Source organism: Microbacterium sp. 10L49 (genome assembly GCF_056395125.1).
In genome coordinates this window covers 365,800-392,329 of sequence record NZ_JBFTIW010000004.1, presented here as the reverse complement: position 1 = coordinate 392,329, position 26,530 = coordinate 365,800, and the positions used below count along the sequence as shown (strand labels likewise).

Here is a 26,530-nt window from a genome sequence, read left to right as displayed (position 1 = left end):
CGTCTCCGCGGGACTCTGTGCAGGCGGATGCGATGCGGGGACGCGCGTCGCGCCGGGTCGGCGGGACCGTCAGCGTCCGGAGGACCGCTGCGCGAACGCCGCGATCAGCCCCTGCGCCTCGGATCCTCCGAACGCGGCCGCGATCGTGCGGGCCTCCTCGTCCAGCTGCTCCGGGAACGTGCGCTCCGGCCGGGAGCGGATCAGGCGCTTCGCCTGTCCGTACGCGCCGAAAGCTCCCGTGAGCCAGAACCGCGCGACCTCCTCGGCTCGGGTGCGCACCGCGGCAGCGACCGCCTCCGCGTCGCCCTCGCCGACGGCCTCCGCAGCGATGCCCCATTCGATCGCCTCGGCGGCGGAGAGCATGCGGTCGGTGAGCAGGAGCTGCAGCGCGCGGCGCTGGCCGACCGCTGCGGCCAGCTGGGCGCTGACGGAGAGGTCGGGGGTGAGCCCGACGTTGGCGTACAGGCTACCGAAGCGCGAATCGGATCCGACGACGGCGTAGTCGCTCGCGAGCAGGATCCCCAGCCCTCCGCCGGCGGTGGTGCCGTGTGCGGCGGCGACGACGGGCACCGCGGACGTCGTCAGAGACGTGATGCCGGCGTGGATGACCTGCGCGAGCCGCTCGATCTCCTCATTCCCGCCCATGCCCGTGGCCATGTCGATGACATCGCCGCCCGCGCAGAACGCACGCCCCTCGCCCTCGATCAGGATCGCGCCCACCGCGCTGTCGCCCACGGCGGCGGCCGTCGCATCGGCCCACGCGTGCGCGAGCTCGGCGTTGAAGGCGTTCAGTCGCTGCGGCCGGTTCAGGGTGATGCGGGCCAGGCCGTCCTCGACGCGGTAGAGCAGGGGCTCGGACATGGTGCTCCTTCGGGATCGACGGCGATCATGCGGCCGTGAGCCGCGCGTCCAGCCTACCCGCGGCACCACCCCCGGTGGTACCCAGTCTCAACCTTCGTGAACCTGAGGCTCAGCGCCGCGCCTCGGGCCGCGCCGGTGTCAGGCGTCGCCGAGCACAGAGGCGACGAAGGAGTACACGCGCCGATGCGTGCCGTCCAGGCGCCGGTCGGCGTGCTGATCCGCGCGGATCTCGTTGGGCGCGAGTGGAGGCACGATCCGCACGCTCTCATGGCAGGAGAGGTCGGCGCAGATGTAGGTGCCCACGACGGATCCCTTGCGTCCCTCCTCCCCTGCGCGGCGAGCGGCGAACAGAGCGACCTGGTTGCCGGGCTGCATCGTGTGGCAGAGGTTGCACATGCCGGAGCGCACCCGGGACGGATCCGCTGCCCGCAGCACGATCCCGACCGGCTCGCCGGCCTGCTCGATGACGATGTAACCGCTGCGGGATGCGATCGGATCCCGCCACGCGAAGAAGTCGAGGTAATCCCACTCGGCGAGCAACAGGTCGTGCGGCATCGCGATCTCGGCGGCCTCGTCGGGCTCGGCGTTGCGGAACGACGCCCGGATCTGGTCTTCGGTGAGCGCACGCATGAGGACCAGTCTAAGAAGCACATGTCCGGCAGGGCTCGGAACTCGCGCCCGGCACCGCCACACGCATCCGGGGGACGACGAAGGGGCCCGCAGCGGGGCCCCTTCGTCTCGGGTCGCGTGAGAGTTCGTCTCGGCAAGCGTCAGGCGGCCTCGAGGATCTGCTCGTAGGGGATCAGGATCCCGCCCGAGGTGTTGGCCGAATTGGCGATCGCCTGGATCCTCGCCGGGTCCAGCTCCGGCGGGTTCGGGTCGGCGAACTCGAAGCGGAGCTCGATCGACGGGTGCAGCCAGACCGTGGTGCGGCCGAGCGGCTGGTCGCCGTCATGCTGCCAGGACAGGGTGAAACTCTCGTTCCGCCGGAGCTTCGTGGCGATCACGACCTTGAGGTGAGCGAGGGTGACATCCTCGATCTCGATGGCGTGTTCTGCGCTTCCGTAATAGAGAGTGGACATGCTCCGGACGCTACGCCTCGCAGCCGATGCCCGCAGGGATCGCGCCTTTCTCGCATGGGATGCCCAGTGTTCTCAGAACCCTTGACAAGAGGGGTCCGACCGGAGGCGAACCCGGCCGGACCCCTCAGCGTTCCGCGGCTTGGCGGGCGACCCGTAGGCCTGGGGGACCCCGCATGCGCCGGGAGCGCATTCTTGCTGACAGCGTCGAATGTAGACATCGACGGCGTCGGCGTGGAGGGGCTTGACGGTGCCATCGAAGTCCGGTAGCGCGTGCGCGCCGCTCCGGGGAACGGTCGTCCGTTGCCCTAATGCTCACCGTGGCGAGGCGCAAGCCCGTACCGTTCCCGCACGCGCTTGGTTAGCGTGCGGGGCGTATGAGCAGACGGGCGCGCGGATGCCGCGCCGCCGTGACAGTGAGGAGTCCCATGAGCCCCCAGGCATCGACCGCCACGAAGAACCGTCGTAAGCCCGCGCGCGGCGCGCAGCGCACCGCTGAGGAGAACGCCGAGAAGGGCTTCACGGCGTCCCAGACGCTGAGCGACGACATGCAGCGCGTGCTCGTCGATCTCATCGAGCTGTCCCTGCAGGGCAAGCAGGTGCACTGGAACGTCGTCGGCACCAACTTCCGGGACACCCACCTGCAGCTCGACGAGATCATCGAGGCGAGCCGCGTGTTCGCCGACACGGTCGCCGAGCGCATGCGTGCGCTCCATGCCTTGCCCGACGGCCGCAGCGACGTGGTCGCCGAGACGACATCACTGCCCGAATGCCCCCAGGGCGAGATCGCGACCAGTGACGCGATCGACCTGATGACGGAACGCCTCGACGGCGTCGCGGCGACCTGCCGCGAGGTGCACGACCAGGTGGACGAGGAGGATCCCACCACGGCCGACATCCTGCACACGATCCTGGAGCGGATCGAGCAGCTCTCCTGGATGGTCAGTGCGGAGAACCGCACGCCGAAGACCGCCCAGCGCTGAGGGATCCGCGAACGACGAAGGCCTCCGCGCTGCGGAGGCCTTCGATCGATGTGGCAAGTGAGGGATTCGAACCCCCGAAGCATAACGCGGCTGATTTACAGTCAGCTCCCTTTGGCCGCTCGGGCAACTTGCCAATGCACGCCCGTCCCGCTTTTCCAGCCGACCGGGGGCGCGAAGATCAAGCATACCCGGCGGATCCGGCCACGAGAAATCGAGCGGCCGGAGCCGCCCCGAGGCCCGCGTTCAGGTGCCCAGCGTCGAGGCGCGGGCGACGAGTTCCGGCCGGTACAGCACCCGTTCGGCGGCCGCTGCGCCGCCGTCGGACGCGCCCAGCAGAAGGTCGACCGCCGTGGATCCGATGAGTTCGGCGGGCTGGCGGATCGAGCTCAGCGGGATCACCGCGGCTTCGGCGAAGTCGATGTCGTCGTATCCGATGAGTGCGATGTCCTGCGGGACGCGCGCGTCTCCGGCCATCACCAGACTCTGCAGCATGCCCAGCGCGACCAGGTCGTTCGCCGCGAACACGGCGTCCGGGCGCTCCGCCGCGGGACGATCCATGAGGAGCCTCCCCGCGCGACGACCCTCCTCCACGCTGAGCGCTCCCGTCGCCATGAACTCCAGGCCCACCCCGGCCGCGGCGGCCACGGCCTGCGCTCCACTCAATCGGTCCGAGACCTGTCGCAGGGAGACCGGTCCGCCGACGAACGCGAGCCGGCGGCGTCCGCTCTCCAGCAGGTGCGCGGCGGCGATCCGCCCGCCCTCGACGTCGTCCACGGCGACGGAGGAGAACCCGGGATCGCGCGATTCGCGGTCGACGAGGACGCTGAGGGTGCCGCGATCGCGCATCTGCTGCAGCCGCGGCAGCGCCTCGGCGACCGGCGTGATGAGCACCCCCGCCACTCGCTGCTCCTCGAACAGGTCCAGGAGCATGCCCTCGCGGCGTGCGCTCTCGTCACTATTGGCGACGAGCACCGACATCCCGTGCTCGTCGGCGCGCTGCTCGGCACCGCGGACGACTTCGGCGAAGAAGGGGTTGCGGATGTCCAGCACCACGAGCCCGATGGTGCGGCTGCGTCCGGCGCGCAGCTGCCGGGCCGCGTCGTTGCGCACGTATCCGAGGCGCGCGATCGAGGCCTGGACGCGGGTCACGGTCTCAGCGGCGACGCGATCGGGACGGTTCAGGACGTTCGACACCGTGCCGACGGACACACCGGCGTCCTCGGCCACTTCCCGGACGCTCACGACCATCGCCGTCCCCTCTCCCGCACAGCGAGCCTAGGGCATGGGTGCAGCCGCGCCCGGGACCTCCGGGCGCGGCCGCCTCATGCGACGAAGCGGTGCTCGCCTCCGACGACCTCGTGCGTCGATCCGTCGGGCAGGACGATCTCCGCGGGCACGCCATCGGGGATCCGGGCCTCGAGCACGAAACCGTCCTCGTCGGTGCGCCAGTGCACGGCGACCTCGCCCGCGGCGGCGTCGTACTGCGTGCGCGCCCAGCTGATGCCGGGCCCCGGAACCGGCTCGATGCGCAGCTTCGCGTAGCCGGGCTCGGCCGGACGGATGCCGCCCACCACCTGATGGATCCAGTCCACGACGGCGCCGAGCGCGTAGTGGTTGAAGCTCGTCATCTCGCCCGGATTGATGGATCCGTCCGGCAGCATCGAGTCCCACCGCTCCCACACCGTCGTCGCGCCCATCGTCACGGGGTAGAGCCAGGAGGGGTTCTCCTTCTCGAGCAGCAGTCGATAGGCGTCCTCCACGTGCCCGGTCTCGGACAGAGCCCAGGTGACGAACGGAGTGCCGGCGAACCCGGTGGTGACGCGATAGCCGCCGGCCCGCACGAGCTCGGCCAGACGGTCAGCGGCCTTCTCCCTGTCCGCGTCCTTCATCAGCCCGAAGCAGATCGCCAGCGCGTAGACCGTGACGCAGTCGGAGCGCACCCGGCCGTCCTCGACGTAGTGCTCCTGGAACGCCGTGCGCACCCGATCCGCCAGCGACTGCCAGCGTCGGGCTTCTTCGGTGCGCCCCAGGATTCCCGCCGCCTCCGCGGCGAACGCGGCAGAGCGGTAGAGGCACGCGGTGGCGACGACATGCGGATCCGCCTTCGCCGCGGCCGGGTTCTCCGGCGGTGCGTCCGGGTCCAGCCAGTCGCCGAACTGGAAGCCCTGATCCCACAGGCCGGTCGGCGAGAGCACCCGCTCGACGGACTCGAGGTGCAGCACCATCGCCGGATAGTGCGCCGCCAGCCGCTCGCGGTCGCCGTAAGCGCGCCACAGCGCCTCCGGCACCCACACCGCCGCGTCCCCCCAGATCGCTGTCGCACCCAACTCCGGGAACGCGAAGTCCTCGCCGAACTGCGCGTACTTCAGCACGTCGGGCACGACGATCGGGACGATCCCGGCCGGGGAGTTGCGCGTCTCGGCGTGCAGGTCCTCGAGCCAGTCGTGCAGGAAGTCGGCGGTGTCGAACTGGAACGACGCCGACGCCGCGTAGGCGGCGATGTCACCCGTCCAGCCCAGGCGCTCGTCGCGCTGCGGGCAGTCGGTCGGAACGCTGAGGAAATTGCCCTTCTGCCCCCACACCGAGTTCTGCACCAGCTGGTTCACCAGCGGCTCCGAGCACTCGAAGGACCCGGTGCGGCGCATCTCGGAGTGAACGACCACAGCCTCCAGATCCTCGGCACGCAACTTCCCCGGCCAGCCCGTGACCTCGACGTAGCGGAAGCCGTGGAAGGTCAGCGTCGGCTCGAACACGTCCTGCCCGCCCGACAGAACGAACACGTCGGTGGCCTGCGCGGCGCGCAGCGGACGCGTGCCGAGCTCACCGTCTTCGAGCACCTCGGCATGCCGCAGCACGATCTCGGCGCCCCTCGGCCCCTGCACGTTCACCCGCACCCAGCCCACCAGGTTCTGGCCGAAGTCGACGAGCGTGCGGCCCGAAGGCGAGACCCAGATGCGCTCCGGGTGCAGGGTCTCCTGCCTCTTCACCGGCGGGCCCGCCTGCGCGACGAGCCGGGTTCGGTCCACGTCGACCGCCTGAACGGTCAGCGCCTCCCCCGGCTCGTCGCGAAGACGCGCGTCGATGGTCTCGCCGTTGTAGAGCGAGTTGCGCAGCACCTCGGAGGTCTCGGCCGTCCATTCCGGGTCGGTCATGACTGTCTGCACGGTGCCGTCGTCGAAGACGAGCTCCAGGGCGAGCGCGACCGCGATCTCCTCCCCGTAGTTCGCGTTCGCACCCTCGAACCCGAGGTCGCCGCGGTACCAGCCGTTGCCCAGCAGAACCTCGAGGGAGAGATCCCCGGATCCGCCGCGCACCGCCTCCGTGACGTCCCAGCTCTGGAACGGAAGCCGCCACTCGTACGCGTTCCAGCCCGGGTCGAGCACCGAGTCCGAGACCGGTGCTCCGTCGAGTCGCGCTTCGTACACGCCCAGCGCCGTGGCGCTGAGACGTGCGGAGGCGACGGCGTCGCGTGGCTGGGCAGTCGCAACGGCCCGCCGGAAGCGGATCGCGGCCTCGCGCGGAGCCACCGCGGTGAGGAAGTCGGCGTGGTGGAGAGGGGTGTGCATCTCGGTCCTTCCGGATCGGGGTCGGCGTGTGGTCGAGCAGTCAGGAATCGATCGGCGCGGCGGCCTCGGCTTCCGCCTCGACGACGACGGTGGGCAGCGACTCCGTGACGAACTGACTCTCGCCCGCGTGACGGAAGGCGAACCAGGCCACGACGAGGCCGATGGCCACGACCGCACTGAGCACCGCGTACAGTCCCTGCGGGCTGACAGCGATGAGGGCGGGGGTGACGAAGGCGAGCAGCGCAGCGACGACTCGGGCGATCGCGATGACGGCGCCCTGCGCCGTCGTGCGCAGCAGCGTCGGGAACGACTCCTGCGTCCACACCTTCATGATGCCCTCGAACGCGAAGGCGCCGCCGACGCCCATGAACAGGTTCATGGCGATGATCGTGGGCAGGCTGAAGCCGAGGACCGCGGGCGTCAGATACCCGAGGAGGAGCACGACCGCCCCGAAGACGAAGTAGGTCATCCGGCGCTTGCCGTCGACGATGCGCATGAACCAGAGGCCCGCGAGCAACCCGATCGGGAACGACGCCAGACCGATCGCGGAGTTCAGCTGGACGGGGATGCCCGCGACGTTGACCGCCAGGTACGTGCCGAATTGGCCGCCGGTGTTGGCGCCGACGTTGGTGAGCGCGTAGAAGATCAGCAGGGCGACGAACGGGCCGAGGTAGGGCTTGCGCAGCAGGTCGCGCACCGAGGCGCGGTCGGCCCGCACGGTCACGGCACCGCGACGTCGCTCATCGCGCGCCGCCAGCCAGAACGGCGACTCCGGGATCGTGAGCCGCGCGAGGAAGACGAGTGCCGCGACGATCCCGACCTGGCCGAACAGCAGCTGACCGCCGAGACGCCCGAGACCGCCGGCGAACGTCGCGATCAGGATGGTCCCCAGGATCCCCACGACCCACAGGATGTTGGAGAGCCCGATGATCGCGCCCCGGTTCTTCTCCGACGCCGCCTCCGAGATCGTCGAGAGCGACACGGGCAGATCTGCTCCCGTGCCGAGTCCCGCCAGGATGACACCGGCGAGCAGCGCGGGGAAGGAGGCCCCGAACACGAGGAGGGCGATGCCGCCGATCACGATGAGCATCGTGACGAGGAAGATGGTGCGACGACCGAGCGCGTCGCCGAGCCGTCCCCCGAAGATCGCGCCGATCGCGATGGAGAGCGTGAGCATCCCGGAGAGGACGCCGATCTGATCGGGCGTGATGCCGATCGTGTGCTGATAGATGACGAGCGCGATGCCGGTGGCGACGATCGTGGCGGCATCGATGTACGACGCCATGCCGCACACGATGCCGACCCACCAGGGGTTCGGATGACGGACGGCGGGGGCTTCGACGGTCATGGTTCTCCTTTGAACGTGAGCGATGCGGAGCGCGGCGGCCGGGCAGGCGCTGCGGATCCGGGATGCTTGCACGCTAGCAAGCTTTGAATCGATTCACAAGCCCGATGTCGGATCCCATTTGCGAGACGCTCATTGCGCAGGTACGGGTTACTTGACGACTCGGTGGGGAGGTCGTATCGTCAAGTTCAGACTTTTGAATCGATTCAGAGCAAAGGAGCCCCATCGATGCCTCTCGTTCTCTCCGACCTCCGCGCAGATCACCTCGAGAACCCGCTCGCGCTGCGCCGCACCACCCCGCGGCTCACCTGGCGGGTGCGCACCGAGGAAGCGGCGTCCGCGCCCCGCGCGCACCGGATCCGCATCACCTCGGCTGACGGCGAGCTCGCGCACGATTCCGGATGGATCGAATCGGACGACCTCGCCCTCGAACCCGACGGCTTCGTCGCTGCCTGCGGGACGGACTACCGCTGGCAGCTCGCCGTGCGCGATGCGGACGGCGGCGTGGTCGAGGCGTCCGCCGGCTTCGGCATCGGTCTCTCCGAATGGGACGCGCCGTGGGCCGAGCCCGAGCAGGAGCGCGTGCTCGTCGAGGGACCGCTCGCGATCGGTCCAGAGACCTTCGCCCCTGCCGCGGACGCGACGCCGCCCGGCGAGCGCCTGCACCCGCCACGGCATCTGCGCCAGGAGTTCGATCTGCCCGCCGCGCCGGTCTCGGCACGTCTGCGGATCAGCAGCCAGGGCGTGCACCAGCCGTCGCTCAACGGCCGCCCGGTCGGGGACGGGTTGCTGGCGCCGGGCTACGAGAGCTATCAGCACGAGATCTCGGTGATGACGCACGATGTCACCTCGCTGCTGGGCGAAGGCGCCAACGTGCTCGGCGTGATCCTGGGCGACGGCTGGTACGCCGGGCGGATCTCCATCCTCGGGCGCAGCGCCCAGTACGGCGACATCCTCCGCGCCACCTGGCGGCTGGAGATCGACCTCCCCGACGGCACCCGGCGCGTGATCCGCCCGGATGCGTCGGTGCGCAGCTCCCGCGGCCCGATCGACTGGTCGGACATCTTCATCGGGGAGCGCCATGACGCGCGTGCCGAGATGCCGGGGTGGGATGAGCCGTCGGCCGACGCCGTGGCATCCCAGGAGTGGACGCCGTGCGCGCTCGTCCCCGTGTCCGTGCCCCTCGTGCCGTTCGTCGGAGAGCCGATCCGGCGCGTCCGCGAGCTGCCGGCGCAGCGCATCCTGACGACGCCGGCCGGCGAGACCGTGATCGACTTCGGCCAGGTCATGGCCGGCCGGGTGCGCATGCGGGTCCGCGGCGAGCGCGGCACCGTCGTCCGCCTCGAACATGCCGAGGTGGTCGATGCGGAGGGCAACTTCCTCGACAACATCCTCGGGGTGAACAAGGACCAGGCCGACGAGTACGTGCTGGCCGGCCACCCGGACGGCGAGGAATGGGAGCCGCTGTTCACCTTCCACGGGTTCCGCTACGTCAAGCTGATCGGCTACCCCGGAACGCCCGCGCCCGAGGACTTCACCGCGGTCGTCATCGCCAACGACCTCGCGCAGACCGCCTCCTTCTCCTCGTCTCACGCGCGGCTGGACCGCCTGGTGGAGAACACGATCTGGTCGCAGCGCTCCAACTTCCTCGCGGTGCCGACCGACTGCCCGCAGCGCGAACGCGCCGGATGGACCGGCGACCTGCAGATCTTCACGCCGACCGCGGCGACCCTCATGGGCGTGGCCTCGTTCCTGGACCGCTGGCTGCGCAACGTCCGCGTCGACCAGGCAGCTCACGACGGCATCGTGCCCATCATCGTGCCGATGCCGCCGGCCATGGACGATCCGGACCGCCCGAACGCGGGCCTCGGCGACATCACCGACGCCGCGGGATGGAGTGACGCGATCACGATCGCTCCCTGGGAGCTGTACCGCCACTACGGCGATCCTCGCTTCCTGCGCGACAACATCGACGCCATGCGCGCCTGGGTCGAGCACCAGACGGCCGACGCCGCCGCCGCGCTGCCGGCGCACCTGGATCCGGAGACGCTCTCCGCGGAGCGCCTGGCCCGGCAGCGGCTGCTCTGGAACGGGCGCATGAATTTCGGCGACTGGCTCGCGCCGTCGACCCTGGACGGATCCCGTCCCGAGTCGGAAGGCCTCGATGAGTTCGCGGCCATCATGCTCGCCCCGCAGCTGACGGCCGAGCTCACGGGACCGCTGTTCCAGATCCGCTCTCTGGATCTCTACGCCGCTTCCGCGGAGGCGCTCGGCGATACGGCCACCGCCGCTCAGGCGAGGGAGCACGCCGCCGCGGTGCGCGCCGCCTTCGCCGCCGAGTACGTGGGCGACGACGGCCGGATCGGGCCGGACATGCAGGGCATCGCCGTGCTCGCCCTCGCCTTCGACGCCGTGCCCGATGATCTCCGCCCGCGCGTCGTCGCCCGGCTCGTCGAGCTCGTTCACGAGGCGGGCGTGCATCTGGACACCGGCTTCGTCTCCGTGCCGTTCCTGCTCGACGTGCTGTGGGACGAGGGGCACGCCGACCTCGCACGGGCACTGCTGGTGCAGGACACGGCGCCCTCCTGGCTGTACGAGGTCGACCACGGCGCCACCACCATCTGGGAGGCGTGGAAAGCCGTGCACGAGGACGGCACGGTCGAGCGGATGTCGATGAACCACTACGCCTTCGGCTGCGTCGTCGACTGGATGATGCGCCGCGTCGCGGGGATCGAGCTCATCGAGCCCGGGTATCGGCGTACGCGCATCGCCCCCGACCTCGACGGCGTGCTCGATCACTGCCAGGCGCACGTGGACGCCCCCGCCGGGCGGATCGCGGTGGACTGGCGGCGCGACGCCGCCGGCGCGGATCTCACGGTCGAGGTCCCGTTCGGAGTCACGGCCGACATCGCCCTTGCCCCGGGCTGGATCTTGGAAGGACCCACCGAGCTCACCCCTGGCACGCACACCCTCCGCGCCACCCGCATCGAAGAAAGCACCGCATCATGACCACGCTCTCCCCAGTGATCCTCGCCGAACTCGAGAAGCAGGCGATCGAGCTGCCCAGTTGGGCGTTCGGCAACTCCGGCACCCGCTTCCGCGTGTTCGGCACCCCGGGCACGCCGCGCGACCCGTTCGAGAAGATCGCCGACGCCGCCCAGGTGCACGCGCACACGGCTCTCGCGCCAACCGTGGCCCTGCACATCCCGTGGGATCTGGTGGACTCCTTCGAGGACCTGCGTCGGCACGCGGAGGACCACGGCGTCGCCCTGGGCACGGTCAACTCCAACACGTTCCAGGACGAGGACTACAAGTTCGGCGCCCTCGCGCACGAGGACGACCGGATCCGGCAGAAGGCGATCGACCACCACCTCGCCTGCATCGACGTGATGCACGCGACCGGATCCCGGGATCTGAAGATCTGGCTCGCCGAGGGATCCAACTACCCCGGCCAGAACGACATGCGCTCCCGGCAGGACCGCCTGCAGGATTCGCTGCAGCAGATCTACGCGCGGCTCGGCGCCGAGCAGCGTCTGGTCCTGGAGTACAAGTTCTTCGAGCCGTCGTTCTATCACACCGACGTGCCCGACTGGGGGACCAGCTACGCGCAGGTGTCCGCCCTCGGCGAGCGGGCGATGGTGTGCCTGGACACCGGGCATCACGCCCCCGGCACGAACATCGAGTTCATCGTGATGCAGCTGCTACGCCTCGGCAAGCTCGGCTCGTTCGATTTCAACTCGCGCTTCTACGCCGACGACGACCTCATCGTAGGGGCAGCGGATCCGTTCCAGCTGTTCCGCATCCTCGCCGAGGTGATCCGCGGCGGTGGCCTGAACAACCCCGCCGTCGCGTTCATGCTCGACCAGTGCCACAACATCGAGGCGAAGATCCCCGGACAGATCCGCTCGGTGCTGAACGTGCAGGAGATGACGGCACGCGCCCTGCTGATCGACCGCGAGGCGCTGGCCGCAGCCCAGCGCGCGAACGACGTGCTGGCCGCGAACGGCGTGCTCATGGACGCGTTCTACACGGACGTCCGTCCTGCCCTCGCCGCCTGGCGCGAAGACCGCGGCCTGCCCGCGGACCCGATGGCGGCCTTCCGAGCCTCGGGCTATCTCGAGAAGATCGCCGCCGAGCGCCTCGGCGGCGCCCAGGCCGGCTGGGGCGCCTGAGCGCACCCTCCCCCACTGCATCCCGAACGATCACCGCGACCAAGGAACCGACATGACCACCCCCACCGCCGCCGCACTCATCGAGCGCAGCAACCGCCTGGGCGCCGACCCGAAGAACACGAACTACGCGGGTGGGAACACCTCCGCGAAGGGCACCGACACGGATCCCGTCACGGGGCAGCCCGTCGAGCTCCTGTGGGTGAAGGGCTCGGGCGGCGACCTGGGCACCCTCACCGAGCAGGGCCTGGCCGTGCTGCGTCTGGACCGCCTGCGTGCACTGCAGGATGTGTACCCCGGCGTTGAGCGCGAGGACGAGATGGTCGCCGCGTTCGACTACTGCCTGCACGGCAGGGGCGGGGCGGCCCCGTCGATCGACACCGCGATGCACGGGCTCGTCGACGCCGTGCACGTGGACCATCTGCACCCCGACAGCGGCATCGCGATCGCGACCGCGGCCGATGGGGAGGCGCTGACCGCGGAGATCTTCGGCGATGTTGCAGGGCGACAGCGTGTCGCGTGGGTGCCGTGGCGGCGCCCCGGATTCCAGCTCGGCCTGGACATCGCACGGATCAAGGCCGAGAACCCCGACGCGATCGGCTGCATCCTGGGCGGGCACGGCATCACCGCGTGGGGCGACACGTCCGAGGAGGCCGAGGCGAACTCGCTCTGGATCATCGAGACCGCCGCCGCCCACATCGCCGAGCACGGCAAGGCCGAGCCGTTCGGCGGCGTCCGGGCCGGGTTCGAGGCGCTTCCCGAACACGAGCGCCGCAAGCGCGCCGCCGCCCTCGCCGGGACGATCCGGGGGATCGCCTCGACCGACAAGCCCATGGTCGGCCACTTCACCGACACCGACGCGGTGCTCGACTTCCTCGCCTCCGAGAAGGCGCCGGCCCTCGCCACGCTCGGCACGAGCTGCCCCGACCACTTCCTGCGCACCAAGGTGAAGCCGCTCATCCTCGACCTGCCCGCGACGGCGACCGTCGAGGAGCAGATCGCGCGCCTGCACGAACTGCACGCCGCGTACCGCGCGGACTACCAGGCGTACTACGACGCCCACGCCGACGCCGCCTCTCCCGCGATCCGGGGAGCGGATCCGCTGATCGTGCTGGTCCCCGGGGTGGGCATGTTCTCCTACGGCGCGAACAAGCAGACCGCGCGCGTGGCCGGCGAGTTCTACGTCAACGCGATCAACGTGATGCGCGGCGCCGAAGCGCTATCGACGTACTCCCCCATCTCCGACGAGGAGAAGTTCCGCATCGAGTACTGGGCCCTCGAGGAGGCCAAGCTGCAGCGGATGCCGAAGCCGCGCTCGCACCAGGGACGGATCGCGTTCGTCACGGGAGCCGCATCCGGGATCGGGAAGGCGATCGCGACCCGTCTCGCGGCGGAGGGCGCCTGCGTGGTCGTCGCCGACCTCGACCTGGACAAGGCCCGGGCCGCGGCCGCCGAGCTCGGCAACACCGACGTCGCGATCGGCGTCGCGGCGAACGTCGCCGACGCCGACGCCGTGCGGGCCGCTCTCGACGAGGCCGTGCTCGCGTTCGGCGGCGTCGACCTCGTCGTCAACAATGCGGGGCTCTCGCTCTCCAAGCCGCTGCTGGAGACCACGGAGAAGGACTGGGATCTGCAGCATGACGTGATGGCGAAGGGATCCTTCCTCGTCTCGCAGGCCGCCGCGAAGATCCTCATCGATCAGAAGCTCGGTGGAGACATCGTCTACATCTCCTCCAAGAACAGCGTGTTCGCCGGCCCCAACAACATCGCCTATTCCGCCACGAAGGCCGACCAGGCCCACCAGGTGCGACTGCTGGCCGTCGAGCTCGGCGAGCACGGCGTGCGGGTGAACGGCATCAACCCCGACGGCGTGGTGCGCGGATCTGGCATCTTCGCCTCCGGGTGGGGCGCGAACCGGGCCGCCACCTACGGTGTCGCCGAGGAGGACCTCGGCCAGTTCTACGCCAACCGCACGATCCTCAAGCGCGAGGTCGTGCCGGAGAACGTCGCGGACGCCGTCTACGTGCTCACCGGCCCTGAGCTCAGCCGCACCACGGGCCTGCACATCCCGGTCGACTCCGGCGTCGCGGCCGCGTTCCTGCGATGACCGCGCCGCAGCACGCACGCGGCCTGCGGACGCGCACGGCTCGTCGAGTGCAGGAGCCGGCTCTGTGAACGCCGCGCACCGCCCGCGCGCCTTCGCCGCGGTCGATCTCGGGGCCACCAGCGGGCGGGTGATGATCGGCCGCGTCGGGACGGACGTGCTCGAGCTCGAGCAGGTCGCGCGCTTCCCGAACGGGCCCGTGCGGTGCGCGGACGGTCTGCACTGGGACTTCGAGATGCTCGTGGATCATGTCATCGCGGGTCTCGCCGAAGCGGTGCGCCGCGAGCCCGCGATCGAGAGCATCGGCATCGACACCTGGGCGGTCGATTACGGCCTGCTGCGGGGCGACGCGCTGCTGGCCGAGCCGTTCCACTATCGCGACGAGCGCGGCGCGCGCGGGGCCGACCTCGTGCACGCGCGCGTGCCGTTCGCCGAGCTGTACCCCCGCAACGGCTTGCAGTTCCTCCCCTTCACCTCCCTGTACCAGCTCGCCGCCGACGAGCGCGCCGCCGAGGCGGAGACCCTGCTGCTCATCCCCGACCTCCTCGCGCATCGTCTGACGGGCGCCAGGGTCGCCGAGCGGACGAATGCCTCCACGACGGGGCTGCTCGGCGTGCACGACCGGGAGTGGGATCTCGCGCTCGCGGAACGGATCGGCATCCGTCCGGCACTGCTGCCGCCGCTGGTCGATCCTGGCGCGCGGATCGGACGGTTGCTCCCCGCCATCGCCGCGCGGATCGGCGCGGATCTGCCCGTCGTCGCGGTCGGCTCGCACGACACCGCCTCGGCGGTCGCTGCCGCACCCCTCGCCTCCCCGTCCACGGCGTACATCTCCTGCGGCACCTGGGGGCTGGTCGGGCTCGAAACCACCGAGCCGGTGCTCACCGACGCCGCACGCGATGCCGGCTTCACGCACGAGCTCGGCGTGGACGGACGGATCCGCTTCCTGCACAATGTGGCCGGGCTGTGGCTGCTCAGCGAGACCGTGCGCGCCTGGGAGGGCGAAGACGGCGCGCCGATCGATCTGCCCGCGCTGCTCGACGCCGCTGCCGCGAGTCCGGAGGTGCCGCTGTTCGACGCGAACGACCCGTCAGTGGGCAGTCCGGGCGACATGCCCGCGCGCATCGCGGCAGTCGTGCGTGCGACGGGAGCCGAGCCGCCATCCGAACGGGCGGCGTTCGTGCGCATGATCGTCGAATCGATCGCGCAGGCGTTCGCGGACGCCGTATCGACGGCATCCGCACTCACTGGCACGGCGATCGAGGCGATCGACCTCATCGGGGGCGGATCCCTCAATCGGCTGCTCTGCCAGGCGACGGCCGACCGCACGGGACTGCCGGTGCTGGCCGGCCCCGTTGAGGCCACCGCACTCGGGAACGTGCTCGTGCAGGCGCGGGCAGTCGGGGCGTTCGGCGCCGATGCCCCCCTCGAAGAGCTGCGGGGACTCGTGCGCCGCACGCACCCGCCGACGCGCTGGGTGCCCCGCGGCTGACCGGATCGGACTCTGCGCCCCGTACACGTCTCGTCGGCGCGCTCCTGCGGTCAATGGTCGCGCAACACGAGCATGTACGGGGTCAGGCAGCGCCCGCGAGGTCAGGTCGCGACGCGCGCGATCCGGGCTTCGAGGCCGTACCAGTCGGGTGCCGGTGCGTGTGCCGCGGGCGGCGCGGGCAGGAGCTGCACCGGGGAGTGGCGGTACGTCCCCGCGACGATCGGGGCGGGCAGGAGCAGCGGACGCCCTGGCGCCTCGACGACCATCGGGTTCTCTGCCGAGGCGTCGGCGAGTGCACCGTCGGCAGGCGCATCGGCGAGTGCCCCGTCGCTGGCCGCTTCTTCGACCGCATCCCCTTCCCGCAGCACCGACTCCTGCGGGAGCGACGCCGGCGCGACGACGGCAAGCCCGAGGGCTGCCAGCACCTCGTCGCGAGCTTCGGCGACCGTGGTGATCGCACGATCGCGGAGATCCACGATCACGTCGGCCTCGGTCTGCGCGGCCAGCGACCGGCGCGTGTCGGGGAACGCACCGTTGCCCCGGCGCAGCTCGATCTCGGCGCCTGCGCGGTCCCGCACGATCGAACGGCGCAGGGTGCCCTCGGGCGCGGGAACGGGGACGAGGCGGATCCCGCGATCATGCAGGGCGGTGCGTACCCGTTCTCCGTCGGCGTCGTCTCCGAGCGGCGTCACGACGGTCACGACGAGGCCGTCGCCGCGCAGGGCCGTCGCGAGCTCCACGGCGTCGCCGGTCACGCGCTCACGCATCCCGCCCGGGTCACGGATCTCGTCGACCCACGCCTCTCCCAGGATCACCACCCGCTGTTCGGCCATGCCGCCCCCCTTCCCTGCGGAGTCGCTCCGCAGGTCTCCCCAGGCTACTCCGGAGCGCCGCCCGGACCGGCGAAGCCCTGGCCCTATCCTGACGCCATGAAGACACGCAGCGCCGCGGTCGCCCTCGCCGCCCTCACCCTCGTCGCCGCGCTGGCCGCGTGCACCCCGACGATGCCCGGTACCGCCTCGAGCCCGTCCGCCTCCGCAGGCGGCACCGCGGCCGGATCGGATCCGGCGCACCCGACGAAGAGCCCCTCCCCCGGCACCAGCAGCTCACCCACGCCCAGTCCGACGTCGACGCCGGTCGCCCTGCCGACCGACTGCAGGGCGATCCTGTCCGCCGATGTGCTCTCGCAGCTCGGCGACACCCCGTTGAACTCCCCCGTGTACGGGCCGAGCGGCGTGCAGTCCGACGGCAGCCTGATCTGCATCTGGGCGGATCCGAAGGCCGACACCACGAACATCACCACCACGATCTCGCGCAAGTACCGCGGTGAGGCTCTGGACATGCTGAACGGCCTCGTCAAGACCGACGGCTTCAGTTGCTACACACCGGACAAGGGCACGCGCTGTGAGAAGGAATGGGCGGATCCCAAGTACCCCGTCACCGACGGGCGCACCCTGTTCTGGCGCGATGACGTGCTCATCGACACGCGGTACTCCAACCTCTCCCCGAACGGCTACACGTCGAGCATCGTGGCGAGCATCTTCGGATCCTGACCTCCGACGCATCTCGCGTTCGGGAGGAGAACTCGCGGATCGGCGGAGGAACGCACGCGTATCCTCCTCCCGAACGCGAGTTCTCCTCCTTGGAAGGTGCGGGTTCGCGGATCCGGAAACGCGAAGACCCCCGGATCCGTGTGGATCCGGGGGTCTTCGTCAGACGATCAGTCCGTCACTCAGTTGTAGGTGCCGGGCGTGATGTCGTCGGTCGAGAACGCGTCGAAGTCGACGTAGCCGAAGTCGCCCTCGGCGTACGCGCCGTCGGATGCGAAGATCCGGTTCGGGTAGCGCTCGCTCTTGGCCTCCTCGGTCGCCTCCACCGTGATGTCGCGGTAGCGGCGCAGACCGGTCCCCGCGGGGATCAGCTTTCCGATGATGACGTTCTCCTTGAGGCCGACCAGCGGGTCGCTCTTGCCCTCCATGGCGGCCTGCGTGAGCACGCGGGTCGTCTCCTGGAAGGACGCGGCCGACAGCCACGACTCGGTCGCGAGCGACGCCTTCGTGATACCCATCAGCTCCGGACGGCCGGACGCGGGGCGCTTGCCCGCGGCCACGGTCGCACGGTTGACGTCCTGGTACCGACGCGCGTCGAGCATCTCACCGGGCAGCAGACCGGTGTCGCCGTGGTCGACCACGGTGACCTTCCGGAGCATCTGGCGCACGATGACCTCGATGTGCTTGTCGTGGATCGGCACACCCTGGGAGCGGTACACGTCCTGCACGCCGCTGACGAGGTAGCGCTGCACCTCACGGGCGCCCATGACGCGCATGACCTCCTTGGGGTCGAGCGTGCCGACCTGCAGCGGGTCGCCGACCGAGACGTGCTGGCCGTCCTCGACGAGAAGCGTCGCACGCTTCAGCACCGGGTAGACCACTTCCTCGTCGCCGTTGTCGGGCGTGAGGATGACCTTCTTCGACTTGTCGGTCTCCTCGATCGTGATGCGGCCGTCGGCCTCGGCGATCGGGGTGGCGCCCTTCGGGGTACGGGCCTCGAAGAGCTCCTGCACACGGGGCAGACCCTGGGTGATGTCACCGGCCGAAGCGAGGTGGAAGGTACGCATCGTCAGCTGGGTACCGGGCTCACCGATCGACTGGGCCGCGATGATGCCGACAGCCTCGCCGATGTCCACCGTCTTGCCGGTGGCGAGCGAGCGGCCGTAGCACTGCGCGCAGACGCCGACAGCCGAGTCGCAGGTCAGCACGGAGCGGACCTTGATCGACTCCACGCCCGCCGCGACGAGCTTGTCGATGAGCACGTCGCCGACGTCCTCACCGGCCGTCGCGACGACCTCTCCGGCCGCGTTCACGACGTCGGAGGCGAGCGTACGGGCGAACACGGAGTTCTCCACGTTCGCGTCGCGCACCAGCTCGCCGGCGCTGTTCGGCGCGGCGATCGGCAGCTCCAGGCCCTTCGACGTGCCGCAGTCGTCCTCACGGATGATGACGTCCTGCGAGACGTCGACCAGACGACGGGTCAGGTAGCCCGAGTCGGCCGTACGCAGAGCGGTGTCGGCGAGACCCTTACGGGTACCGTGCGTGGCGATGAAGTACTCCGCCACCGACAGGCCCTCGCGGTACGAGGAGATGATCGGACGCGGGATGAACTCACCCTTGGTGTTGTTCACCAGACCACGCATACCGGCGATGTTACGGATCTGCAGCCAGTTACCACGCGCTCCCGACGACACCATGCGGTTGATGGTGTTGTCCTCAGGGAAGTTCGCCTGCATCTCGGCCTGGACCTCGTTGGTCGCCTTCGTCCAGAGCTCGACGAGCTCCTGACGACGCTCGGCGTCGGTGGTCAGACCCTTGTCGTACTGCGCCTGGATCTTCTCGGCCTGCTTCTCGTAGCCCGCGACGATCTCCGCCTTGTTCGGCGGGGTGATGACGTCACTGAGCGCGACGGTCACACCCGAACGCGTGGCCCAGTAGAAGCCGGCGTCCTTGATGCGGTCCAGGGACGCGGCGGTCTCGACCTTCGGGTACTCCTCGGCGAGCTTGTTGACGATCTGCGAGAGCTTGCCCTTGTCGGCGACCTCGCGCACGAACGGGTAGCCCTTGGGCAGGGTGTCGTTGAAGATCGCCTGGCCGAGCGATGCGTCCACGAGGCCGTGGCTCGCATAGCCCTCGGGGGCCTCGCCCTCGAGGAAGGTCAGACCCGGGATGCGGATGCGGACCTTGGCCTGCAGGTCGAGGGTGCCCTCGTCCTTGGCCAGGATCGCCTCGCCCACGGAGCCGAACGCACGACCCTCGCCGAGCGCACCGCTCTTGACCGTGGTCAGGTGGTGCAGGCCGATGATCATGTCCTGCGAGGGCAGGGTGACCGGGCGGCCGTCGGACGGCTTGAGGATGTTGTTCGAGGCGAGCATCAGCACGCGGGCCTCGGCCTGGGCCTCGACCGACAGCGGCAGGTGCACCGCCATCTGGTCACCGTCGAAGTCGGCGTTGAACGCCGCGCAGACGAGCGGGTGCAGCTGGATGGCCTTGCCCTCGACGAGCTGCGGCTCGAAGGCCTGGATGCCCAGGCGGTGCAGCGTGGGGGCGCGGTTCAGCAGCACGGGGCGCTCGCGGATGATCTCCTCGAGCACGTCCCAGACCTCGGGGCGCATGCGCTCGACGGCGCGCTTGGCGGCCTTGATGTTCTGGGAGTGGCCCAGGTCGATCAGGCGCTTGATCACGAACGGCTTGAACAGCTCGATCGCCATCGTCTTCGGCAGACCGCACTGGTGCAGCTTGAGCTGCGGGCCGACGATGATGACCGAACGGCCCGAGTAGTCCACGCGCTTGCCGAGCAGGTTCTGGCGGAAGCGACCCTGCTTGCCCTTCAGCATGTCGCTGAGGGACTTCAGGGCGCGGTTGCCGGTGCCGGTGACGGGACGACCGCGGCGGCCGTTGTCGAACAGCGCGTCGACGGCCTCCTGCAGCATCCGCTTCTCGTTGTTGACGATGATCTCGGGGGCGCCGAGGTCGATCAGACGACGAAGACGGTTGTTGCGGTTGATCACGCGGCGGTACAGGTCGTTCAGGTCGCTGGTCGCGAAGCGGCCACCGTCCAACTGCACCATCGGGCGCAGCTCCGGCGGGATCACCGGCACGACGTCGAGCACCATGGCGGCCGGGCTCATGCCGGTCTCCAGGAACGAGTTCACGACCTTGAGGCGCTTGATCGCGCGGATCTTGCGCTGACCCTTGCCCTCGGAGATCTGCAGGTGCAGCTTCTCCGACTCGGCGGCGAGGTCGAAGGCCGCGAGGCGACGCTGGATCGCCTCGGCGCCCATGTGCGCCTCGAAGTACTGGCCGAACCGGTCCTGCAGCTCGTGGAACACGTCGTCCTCAGGACGCAGGGCTCCGACCTCGAGGGTGCGGAAGTCCTCCCACACGCGCTCGAGCTTGACGATCGCCTCGTCAGCGCCCTTGCGGATCAGGGACATCTCCTTCTCGGCGGCGTCCTTGACCTTCTTCTTGGCGTCGGCCTTGGCGCCCTCGGCCTCGAGGGCCGCGAGCTCCTCCTCCAGCTTGGCCAGGCGCTCCGCGATCTTGGCGTCGCGGCGGTCGCCGAGCGTCTTCAGCTCGAGGCGGATGTTGTTCTCCTGGGTCGCCAGGTCGCGGTGACGCGCGTCCTCGTCGACCGAGATGACCATGTAAGCGGCGAAGTAGATGACCTTCTCGAGGTCCTTCGGCGCCATGTCCAGCAGGTAGCCGAGGCGCGAGGGCACGCCCTTGAAGTACCAGATGTGGGTGACGGGTGCGGCGAGCTCGATGTGGCCCATGCGCTCACGACGGACGGAGCTCTTGGTGACCTCCACGCCGCAGCGCTCGCAGACGATGCCCTTGAAGCGGACACGCTTGTACTTGCCACAGGCGCACTCCCAGTCGCGGGAAGGGCCGAAGATCTGCTCGCCGAAGAGGCCGTCCTTCTCCGGCTTCAGCGTGCGGTAGTTGATGGTCTCGGGCTTCTTGACCTCACCGTACGACCACTTGCGGATGTCGTCTGCGGTGGCGAGGCCGATGCGAAGCTCATCGAAGGTTGTTGCGTCGAGCACTAGTTCTCCTGTGTCGAAATTCTCTTAAGGAAAAGTCAGGGCCTCGGGGGATCAGGAACGGATCCGGATCCCCCGAATGCTCAGATCTCGTCGATGGATGCGGACTCGAAGCGGCTGGAGATGTTGATCCCCAGCTCCTCGGCGGCGCGGAAGGCCTCGTCATCGGTGTCGCGGAGGTTGACCGCCGTGCCGTCTGCCGAGAGGACCTCGACGTTCAGGCAGAGCGACTGCATCTCCTTCATGAGCACCTTGAACGACTCCGGGATACCCGGCTCCTGGATGTTCTCGCCCTTGACGATCGCCTCGTACACCTTGACGCGGCCGAGGATGTCGTCGGACTTGATCGTGAGGAGCTCCTGCAGCGCGTACGCGGCGCCGTAGGCCTCGAGCGCCCACACCTCCATCTCACCGAAGCGCTGGCCACCGAACTGGGCCTTACCGCCGAGCGGCTGCTGGGTGATCATCGAGTAGGGGCCCGTCGAGCGCGCGTGGATCTTGTCGTCGACGAGGTGGTGGAGCTTCAGGATGTACATGTAGCCCACGGAGATCTGCCCCGGGAACGGCTCGCCGGAGCGGCCGTCGAACAGGGTGGTCTTGCCGGACGAGTCGATCAGGCGCACGCCGTCACGGGTCGGCAGCGTCGAGTCGAGGAGACCTTCGATCTCCTCCTGGTGAGCGCCGTCGAACACCGGGGTCGCGACCTTGGTGCCGGGGGCGACGTCGAACGCCTCCTCGGGCAGCTGCGCGGCCCACTCCGGGTTGCCCTCGATCTTCCAGCCCTGCTTGGCGATCCACCCGAGGTGGGTCTCCAGCACCTGGCCGAAGTTCATGCGGCCCGGGATGCCGAGCGGGTTCAGGATGACGTCGACCGGGGTGCCGTCGGAGAGGAAAGGCATGTCCTCGACGGGCAGGATCTTCGCGATGACACCCTTGTTGCCGTGGCGGCCGGCGAGCTTGTCGCCCTCGGTGATCTTGCGCTTCTGGGCGATGAAGACCACGACGCGGCGGTTGACGCCGGAGCCGAGCTCGTCGTCGCCGTCCTCGGCGTTGAACTCCTTGACCGCGATGACGGTGCCCTGCTCGCCGTGCGGCACCTTCAGGGAGGTGTCGCGGACCTCGCGGCTCTTCTCGTTGAAGATCGCGCGGAGCAGGCGCTCCTCGGCGCTCAGCTCGGTCTCGCCCTTCGGCGTGACCTTGCCGACGAGGATGTCGCCGGGGCGGACCTCGGCGCCGATGCGGATGATGCCGCGCTCGTCCAGGTCCTTCAGCAGCTCAGGGCTGACGTTGGGGAGGTCACGGGTGATCTCCTCCTTGCCCAGCTTCGTGTCGCGCGAGTCGACCTCGTACTCCTCGATGTGGATCGAGGAGAGGGTGTCGTCCTTCACCAGGTCCTGGCTGAGGATGATCGCGTCCTCGAAGTTGTGACCCTCCCACGTCATGAACGCGACGAGGAGGTTCTTGCCGAGCGCGAGCTCGCCGTTCTCCGTGGCGGGGCCGTCGGCGATGACCTCGCCGACCTCGACCCGCTCACCGGCGGAGACGACGACCTTCTGGTTGTAGGAGGTGCCGTGGTTCGAGCGGTCGAACTTGCGCAGGTAGTACTCCTGCGTGCCGCCCTCGTCGAGCATGACCACGACGCGGTCGGCGGAGACCTCGGAGACCACACCGGCCTTGTCGGCGGTGATCACGTCACCCGCGTCGATGGCGGCGTAGCCCTCCATACCGGTGCCGACGAACGGCGACTCGGAACGGAGCAGCGGCACGGCCTGGCGCTGCATGTTGGCGCCCATGAGCGCGCGCTGCGCGTCGTCGTGCTCGAGGAACGGCACGAGCGAGGTCGCGACCGACACCATCTGGCGCGGCGAGACGTCGATGTAGCCGATCTCGGCGGGCAGGAACATGTCGACCTCGCCGGATCCGCCCTTCGGGCGCGCCAGCACGTGCGCCTCGGTGAAGCGACCCTCGGCATCGAGCGGGGCGTTCGCCTGCGCGATGTTGAAGTCGACCTCCTCGGCGGCGGTCAGGTAGTCGATGTGCTCGGTGACCTTGCCGTCCTCGACCTTGCGGTACGGGGTCTCGATGAAACCGAACGAGTTGATCCGCGCGAACGTGGCGAGCGAGCCGATCAGGCCGATGTTCGGGCCTTCCGGGGTCTCGATCGGGCACATGCGGCCGTAGTGCGAGGGGTGCACGTCGCGCACCTCGACGCCGGCGCGGTCGCGGCTGAGGCCACCGGGGCCGAGGGCCGAGAGGCGGCGCTTGTGGGTCAGACCCGCGAGCGGGTTGTTCTGATCCATGAACTGCGACAGCTGCGAGGTGCCGAAGAACTCCTTGATCGCGGCGACGACGGGGCGCACGTTGATCAGGGTCTGCGGGGTGATCGCCTCGATGTCCTGCGTAGTCATGCGCTCGCGGACGACGCGCTCCATGCGGGACAGACCGGTGCGGACCTGGTTCTGGATGAGCTCGCCGACCGCGCGGATGCGACGGTTGCCGAAGTTGTCGATGTCGTCGGTCGCGAGACGGATCTCCGCCTTCTTGCCACCGCGGATGCCCTCGAAGGTCTCGACGCCGGCGTGAATGCGCACCAGGTACTTGATGGTCTCGACGATGTCCTTGACCGTGAGCACCGACTCGTCCAGCGGCAGGTCGAGACCCAGCTTCTGGTTGATCTTGTAACGGCCGACCTTGGCGAGGTCGTAGCGCTTCGCGTTGAAGTAGAAGTTGTCCAGCAGCGCGCGGGCGGCCTCGGCGGCGACCTGCTCGCCCGGACGGAGCTTGCGGTAGATGTCGCGGAGCGCGTCCTCCTTGGTGAGGATCGTGTCCTTCGCGAGGGTCTCCTCGATCGAGGCGAAGCCGGCGAACTCGGCGAGGATCTCCTCGCTGGTCAGGCCCAGCGCCTTGAGGAAGACGGTGACGGACTGCTTGCGCTTGCGGTCGATGCGCACGCCGACCTGGTCGCGCTTGTCGATCTCGAACTCGAGCCAGGCGCCGCGGGACGGGATGACGCGCGCGGACACGATGTCCTTGTCGCTGGTCTTGTCGGCGGTCTTGTCGAAGTAGACGCCCGGGGAGCGGACCAGCTGCGAGACGACGACGCGCTCGGTGCCGTTGATGATGAACGTGCCCTTGGCGGTCTGCAGCGGGAAGTCGCCCATGAAGACCGTCTGGGTCTTGATCTCACCGGTCTGGTGGTTCATGAACTCGGCCTCGACGTAGAGCGGGGCCGCGTAGGTCTTGCCGCGCTCCTTGCACTCCTCGATGGAGTACTTCTCGGGCTCGAGGTACGGGTTCGTGAACGAGAGCTGCATGGTCTCGCTCAGGTCCTCGATCGGGGAGATCTCCTCGAAGATCTCCTCGAGGCCGCTGGCCTCGGCCAGATCCTTGCGGCCGGACTTCTTGCCGTCGGCGACGCGCTTCTTCCAGGCCTCGTTGCCCACGAGCCAGTCGAAGGACTCGGTCTGCAGGGCGAGCAGGTCGGGGACCGTCAGCGTGTCGGAGATCTTGGCGAACGAGAGGCGGGAGTGGCCGCGTCCGTTCTTGTTGGTGGTGGGGGTGGATGCGTTGCGAGCAGCAGCCAAGGGAATAACCTCCGTGAGCCCCGAAGGGCGTCTCGATTCCTCGTCGTCAGGTGGAGTGCGCCGCGTCACACGGCCGCACGCCGAAGGCGCTCTGTCGAGGAGCGAGGACGTACGGAGTTCTGCCGACCACCATATGAGGGCAGGGAGGAGCGAGGCGCAAAGATCAACTATAGTTCCGAAATCGCGACATGGCAAGCGCGATTCTTGACCTTCTGCCCCGAGGGGGGTATAACCACGGGCGTCAGGCGCGGACGAGCAGCTCTCGGGCGAACTCGGCAGCGATCCTGCTGCTGGCGCGCACGTCCACGACGGGCAGTGCGACGTCGGCGCCGGGCAGGCCGACGTTCACGACGACCGCACCGGGAGCAGCGTCCGCGACCGCCGCGACGAACCTGCGCTGCGCCTCGTCGGTATCGATCCGGTCGACCAGCACCGCGATCCGGGATCCGCTCGCGGAGGCCGCGGAGCGGGCCTCGTCGACGGCTCCCGCGATCTCCGCGGCACCGGCGCGCTCGACATCGACCCGACGTGACCAGCCGCCGGCCGCCAGCGCGTCGACGACGTACGGCGCGGCGCTGTCGACGGCGAGGGTCGCGCGGCGACGCGCATCCAGCACCGCGAGTCCGCCCGTCGCGGCGCCGAGGTCGCCGCGCACGGTGAGCGAACGGCGCACGATGTCGCGCATGTCGGCCGGCGGGACCGCGTCCGCGCCGGCACGCTCCGCGGCGAGCAGGTCGGCCAGACGCGCGACCCGCGCTCCCGCCTCGGCGACGCGCTGAACGCTCAGCGTTCCATCGGCGAGCGCCTCGACGATCGCGTCCTTCGCGGCATGGAAGTCGCGCTGATCCTGATCGACCGCCGCGGCGTCCCCCGGGTTGGTCGGGTTGCCGATGCAGAGCAGGTCGGCCCCCGCGGCAAGCGCGCCGACCGCTCCCCCGCCGATGCCGACCGACTCCCGGATCGCCGCCATGTCGAGGGCGTCGGTCACGATCACGCCGTCGAACCCCTCGGCGCGGAGCATCCCGAGCACGCGGGGGTTGAGCGTGGCGGGCGCTTCCCCCCATGCAGGGACGACGATGTGCGCCGTCATCACGGACAGCGCCCCCGCCGCGATCGCGGCGCGGAACGGCTCGACGTGCACCCGATCGAATTCAGCCGGATCCCCCGCGATCCGCGGCAGACCGTGGTGCGAGTCGACCGCGGTGTCGCCGTGGCCGGGGAAGTGCTTGACGCATGCCGCGACGCCGGATCCCTGGATGCCCTCGATCTCCGCCGCGGCGTGCCGGGACACCAGCCCGGGCTGCGCTCCGAACGCCCGCACCCCGATGACGGGGTTGCGGGGATCGGTGTTGACGTCGGCGACGGGGCCGATGAGCACGTCGCCGCCCGCCTCGCGGACGCGGCGGGCGAGTTCCACTCCGGTCGCGCGCGTGGCGGCGAGGTCGTCGAGGGCGCCGAGCTGCGCAGCGCCCGGGACGGTCGACCCGGTGAGGCCCTCGAGGCGGGTGACGCTGCCGCCCTCCTCGTCGATGCCGATGAGCGCACGAGGGTTGGCGTCGTGGATCGCCGCGCTCAGGCGGTCCAGGTGCGGCGAGAGGTTCTGCGCGAAGTAGACGACGCCGGCGAGGCCGCCCCGCAGCTCCGCGGCGAGCCAGTCCGGCAATTCGGCGCCGAAGAAGCCGGGCCACAGCACGCCGTTGGCGAGGCGGGAGAGATCGTCGGCATGGGCGGCGCTGCGGTCGGGCGTCATG

The 26,530-nt window shown here is 69.7% G+C and carries 16 protein-coding genes and 1 tRNA gene; 6 read left to right on the top strand and 11 right to left on the bottom strand.

Features of this window, described 5'->3' with window-relative positions; translation table 11 throughout:
• Positions 1 to 69 precede the first annotated feature (69 nt).
• From AC1DCT_RS14865 to AC1DCT_RS14855, 3 genes are all read right to left on the bottom strand, one after another.
• On the bottom strand, positions 70 to 861 hold the full coding sequence (locus AC1DCT_RS14865) for an enoyl-CoA hydratase/isomerase family protein (protein ID WP_477231081.1): 792 nt from the start codon (positions 859 to 861) through the stop codon (positions 70 to 72).
• Positions 862 to 999: 138 nt separating this feature from the next.
• Positions 1,000 to 1,491 carry an FBP domain-containing protein gene (locus AC1DCT_RS14860; RefSeq protein ID WP_477430100.1) on the bottom strand — a complete coding sequence of 164 codons (492 nt, stop codon included), beginning with the start codon at positions 1,489 to 1,491 and terminating at the stop codon, positions 1,000 to 1,002.
• A 140-nt stretch (positions 1,492 to 1,631) separates the two neighbouring features.
• Positions 1,632 to 1,943, bottom strand: coding sequence for a DUF7882 family protein (locus AC1DCT_RS14855; protein WP_477231083.1), 312 nt, complete (start codon positions 1,941 to 1,943; stop codon positions 1,632 to 1,634).
• Positions 1,944 to 2,368: 425 nt separating this feature from the next.
• Between AC1DCT_RS14855 and AC1DCT_RS14850 the strand changes: the two genes are divergently transcribed.
• Positions 2,369 to 2,923, top strand: a complete 555-nt coding sequence (locus AC1DCT_RS14850) for a Dps family protein (protein WP_477430098.1) — start codon at positions 2,369 to 2,371, stop codon at positions 2,921 to 2,923.
• Between the two features lie 51 nt (positions 2,924 to 2,974).
• Here AC1DCT_RS14850 and AC1DCT_RS14845 read toward each other — a convergent pair.
• The 4 genes from AC1DCT_RS14845 to AC1DCT_RS14830 all read right to left on the bottom strand — a co-directional run bounded on the left by AC1DCT_RS14845 (position 2,975) and on the right by AC1DCT_RS14830 (position 7,837).
• Positions 2,975 to 3,056, bottom strand: a tRNA-Tyr gene (locus AC1DCT_RS14845).
• Between the two features lie 110 nt (positions 3,057 to 3,166).
• Entirely contained in the window at positions 3,167 to 4,171 is a 1,005-nt protein-coding gene (locus AC1DCT_RS14840) for a LacI family DNA-binding transcriptional regulator (RefSeq protein WP_477430096.1), read from the bottom strand.
• A 74-nt stretch (positions 4,172 to 4,245) separates the two neighbouring features.
• Complete coding sequence (locus tag AC1DCT_RS14835; RefSeq protein WP_477430094.1) at positions 4,246 to 6,489, bottom strand: alpha-L-rhamnosidase; 2,244 nt, start codon at positions 6,487 to 6,489, stop codon at positions 4,246 to 4,248.
• A 40-nt stretch (positions 6,490 to 6,529) separates the two neighbouring features.
• A complete protein-coding gene (locus tag AC1DCT_RS14830) occupies positions 6,530 to 7,837 on the bottom strand; it encodes an MFS transporter (protein ID WP_477430092.1) in 1,308 nt (435 codons plus the stop codon).
• Positions 7,838 to 8,062: 225 nt separating this feature from the next.
• Between AC1DCT_RS14830 and AC1DCT_RS14825 the strand changes: the two genes are divergently transcribed.
• The 4 genes from AC1DCT_RS14825 (at position 8,063) to AC1DCT_RS14810 (ending at position 15,599) form a co-directional block, all read left to right on the top strand.
• Entirely contained in the window at positions 8,063 to 10,843 is a 2,781-nt protein-coding gene (locus AC1DCT_RS14825) for a family 78 glycoside hydrolase catalytic domain (RefSeq protein ID WP_477430090.1), read from the top strand.
• Complete coding sequence (gene rhaI / locus AC1DCT_RS14820; RefSeq protein ID WP_477430088.1) at positions 10,840 to 12,006, top strand: L-rhamnose isomerase; 1,167 nt, start codon at positions 10,840 to 10,842, stop codon at positions 12,004 to 12,006. Before AC1DCT_RS14825 ends, rhaI begins: the two co-directional genes overlap by 4 nt.
• 52 nt (positions 12,007 to 12,058) lie before the next feature.
• Entirely contained in the window at positions 12,059 to 14,110 is a 2,052-nt protein-coding gene (locus AC1DCT_RS14815; RefSeq protein WP_477430086.1) for a bifunctional aldolase/short-chain dehydrogenase, read from the top strand.
• A gap of 64 nt (positions 14,111 to 14,174) precedes the next feature.
• Complete coding sequence (locus tag AC1DCT_RS14810) at positions 14,175 to 15,599, top strand: rhamnulokinase (RefSeq protein WP_477231091.1); 1,425 nt, start codon at positions 14,175 to 14,177, stop codon at positions 15,597 to 15,599.
• A 101-nt stretch (positions 15,600 to 15,700) separates the two neighbouring features.
• Here the strand turns inward: AC1DCT_RS14810 and AC1DCT_RS14805 are convergent, their stop codons facing one another.
• On the bottom strand, positions 15,701 to 16,432 hold the full coding sequence (locus AC1DCT_RS14805) for a hypothetical protein (RefSeq protein ID WP_441977109.1): 732 nt from the start codon (positions 16,430 to 16,432) through the stop codon (positions 15,701 to 15,703).
• A 96-nt stretch (positions 16,433 to 16,528) separates the two neighbouring features.
• Here AC1DCT_RS14805 and AC1DCT_RS14800 point away from each other — a divergent pair, with 96 nt between their 5' ends.
• Positions 16,529 to 17,152, top strand: coding sequence for a hypothetical protein (locus AC1DCT_RS14800; RefSeq protein WP_441977108.1), 624 nt, complete (start codon positions 16,529 to 16,531; stop codon positions 17,150 to 17,152).
• 179 nt (positions 17,153 to 17,331) lie between these two features.
• On the opposite strand, the gene rpoC is transcribed toward AC1DCT_RS14800, so the two are convergent.
• The 3 genes from rpoC to AC1DCT_RS14785 form a co-directional block, all read right to left on the bottom strand.
• Positions 17,332 to 21,198: a DNA-directed RNA polymerase subunit beta' gene (gene rpoC / locus AC1DCT_RS14795; RefSeq protein ID WP_440735113.1), complete on the bottom strand. Its 3,867-nt coding sequence runs from the start codon at positions 21,196 to 21,198 to the stop codon at positions 17,332 to 17,334.
• 80 nt (positions 21,199 to 21,278) lie between these two features.
• A complete protein-coding gene (rpoB, locus tag AC1DCT_RS14790) occupies positions 21,279 to 24,779 on the bottom strand; it encodes a DNA-directed RNA polymerase subunit beta (RefSeq protein WP_440735112.1) in 3,501 nt (1,166 codons plus the stop codon).
• A 241-nt stretch (positions 24,780 to 25,020) separates the two neighbouring features.
• Positions 25,021 to 26,529 carry a glycoside hydrolase family 3 N-terminal domain-containing protein gene (locus AC1DCT_RS14785; protein ID WP_477430083.1) on the bottom strand — a complete coding sequence of 503 codons (1,509 nt, stop codon included), beginning with the start codon at positions 26,527 to 26,529 and terminating at the stop codon, positions 25,021 to 25,023.
• Position 26,530 lies beyond the last annotated feature (1 nt).

Bases quoted from the DNA above. Each gene is read 5' to 3' on its own strand.
- AC1DCT_RS14800 (WP_441977108.1), top strand. From the start codon at position 16,529: ATGAAGACACGCAGCGCCGCGGTCGCCCTCGCCGCCCTCACCCTCGTC.
- AC1DCT_RS14785 (WP_477430083.1), bottom strand. From the start codon at position 26,529: ATGACGCCCGACCGCAGCGCCGCCCATGCCGACGATCTCTCCCGCCTC.
- AC1DCT_RS14860 (WP_477430100.1), bottom strand. From the start codon at position 1,491: ATGCGTGCGCTCACCGAAGACCAGATCCGGGCGTCGTTCCGCAACGCC.
- AC1DCT_RS14850 (WP_477430098.1), top strand. From the start codon at position 2,369: ATGAGCCCCCAGGCATCGACCGCCACGAAGAACCGTCGTAAGCCCGCG.
- AC1DCT_RS14805 (WP_441977109.1), bottom strand. From the start codon at position 16,432: ATGGCCGAACAGCGGGTGGTGATCCTGGGAGAGGCGTGGGTCGACGAG.
- AC1DCT_RS14815 (WP_477430086.1), top strand. From the start codon at position 12,059: ATGACCACCCCCACCGCCGCCGCACTCATCGAGCGCAGCAACCGCCTG.
- AC1DCT_RS14825 (WP_477430090.1), top strand. From the start codon at position 8,063: ATGCCTCTCGTTCTCTCCGACCTCCGCGCAGATCACCTCGAGAACCCG.
- rhaI (WP_477430088.1), top strand. From the start codon at position 10,840: ATGACCACGCTCTCCCCAGTGATCCTCGCCGAACTCGAGAAGCAGGCG.
- AC1DCT_RS14855 (WP_477231083.1), bottom strand. From the start codon at position 1,943: ATGTCCACTCTCTATTACGGAAGCGCAGAACACGCCATCGAGATCGAG.
- AC1DCT_RS14835 (WP_477430094.1), bottom strand. From the start codon at position 6,489: ATGCACACCCCTCTCCACCACGCCGACTTCCTCACCGCGGTGGCTCCG.
- AC1DCT_RS14830 (WP_477430092.1), bottom strand. From the start codon at position 7,837: ATGACCGTCGAAGCCCCCGCCGTCCGTCATCCGAACCCCTGGTGGGTC.
- AC1DCT_RS14865 (WP_477231081.1), bottom strand. From the start codon at position 861: ATGTCCGAGCCCCTGCTCTACCGCGTCGAGGACGGCCTGGCCCGCATC.
- AC1DCT_RS14840 (WP_477430096.1), bottom strand. From the start codon at position 4,171: ATGGTCGTGAGCGTCCGGGAAGTGGCCGAGGACGCCGGTGTGTCCGTC.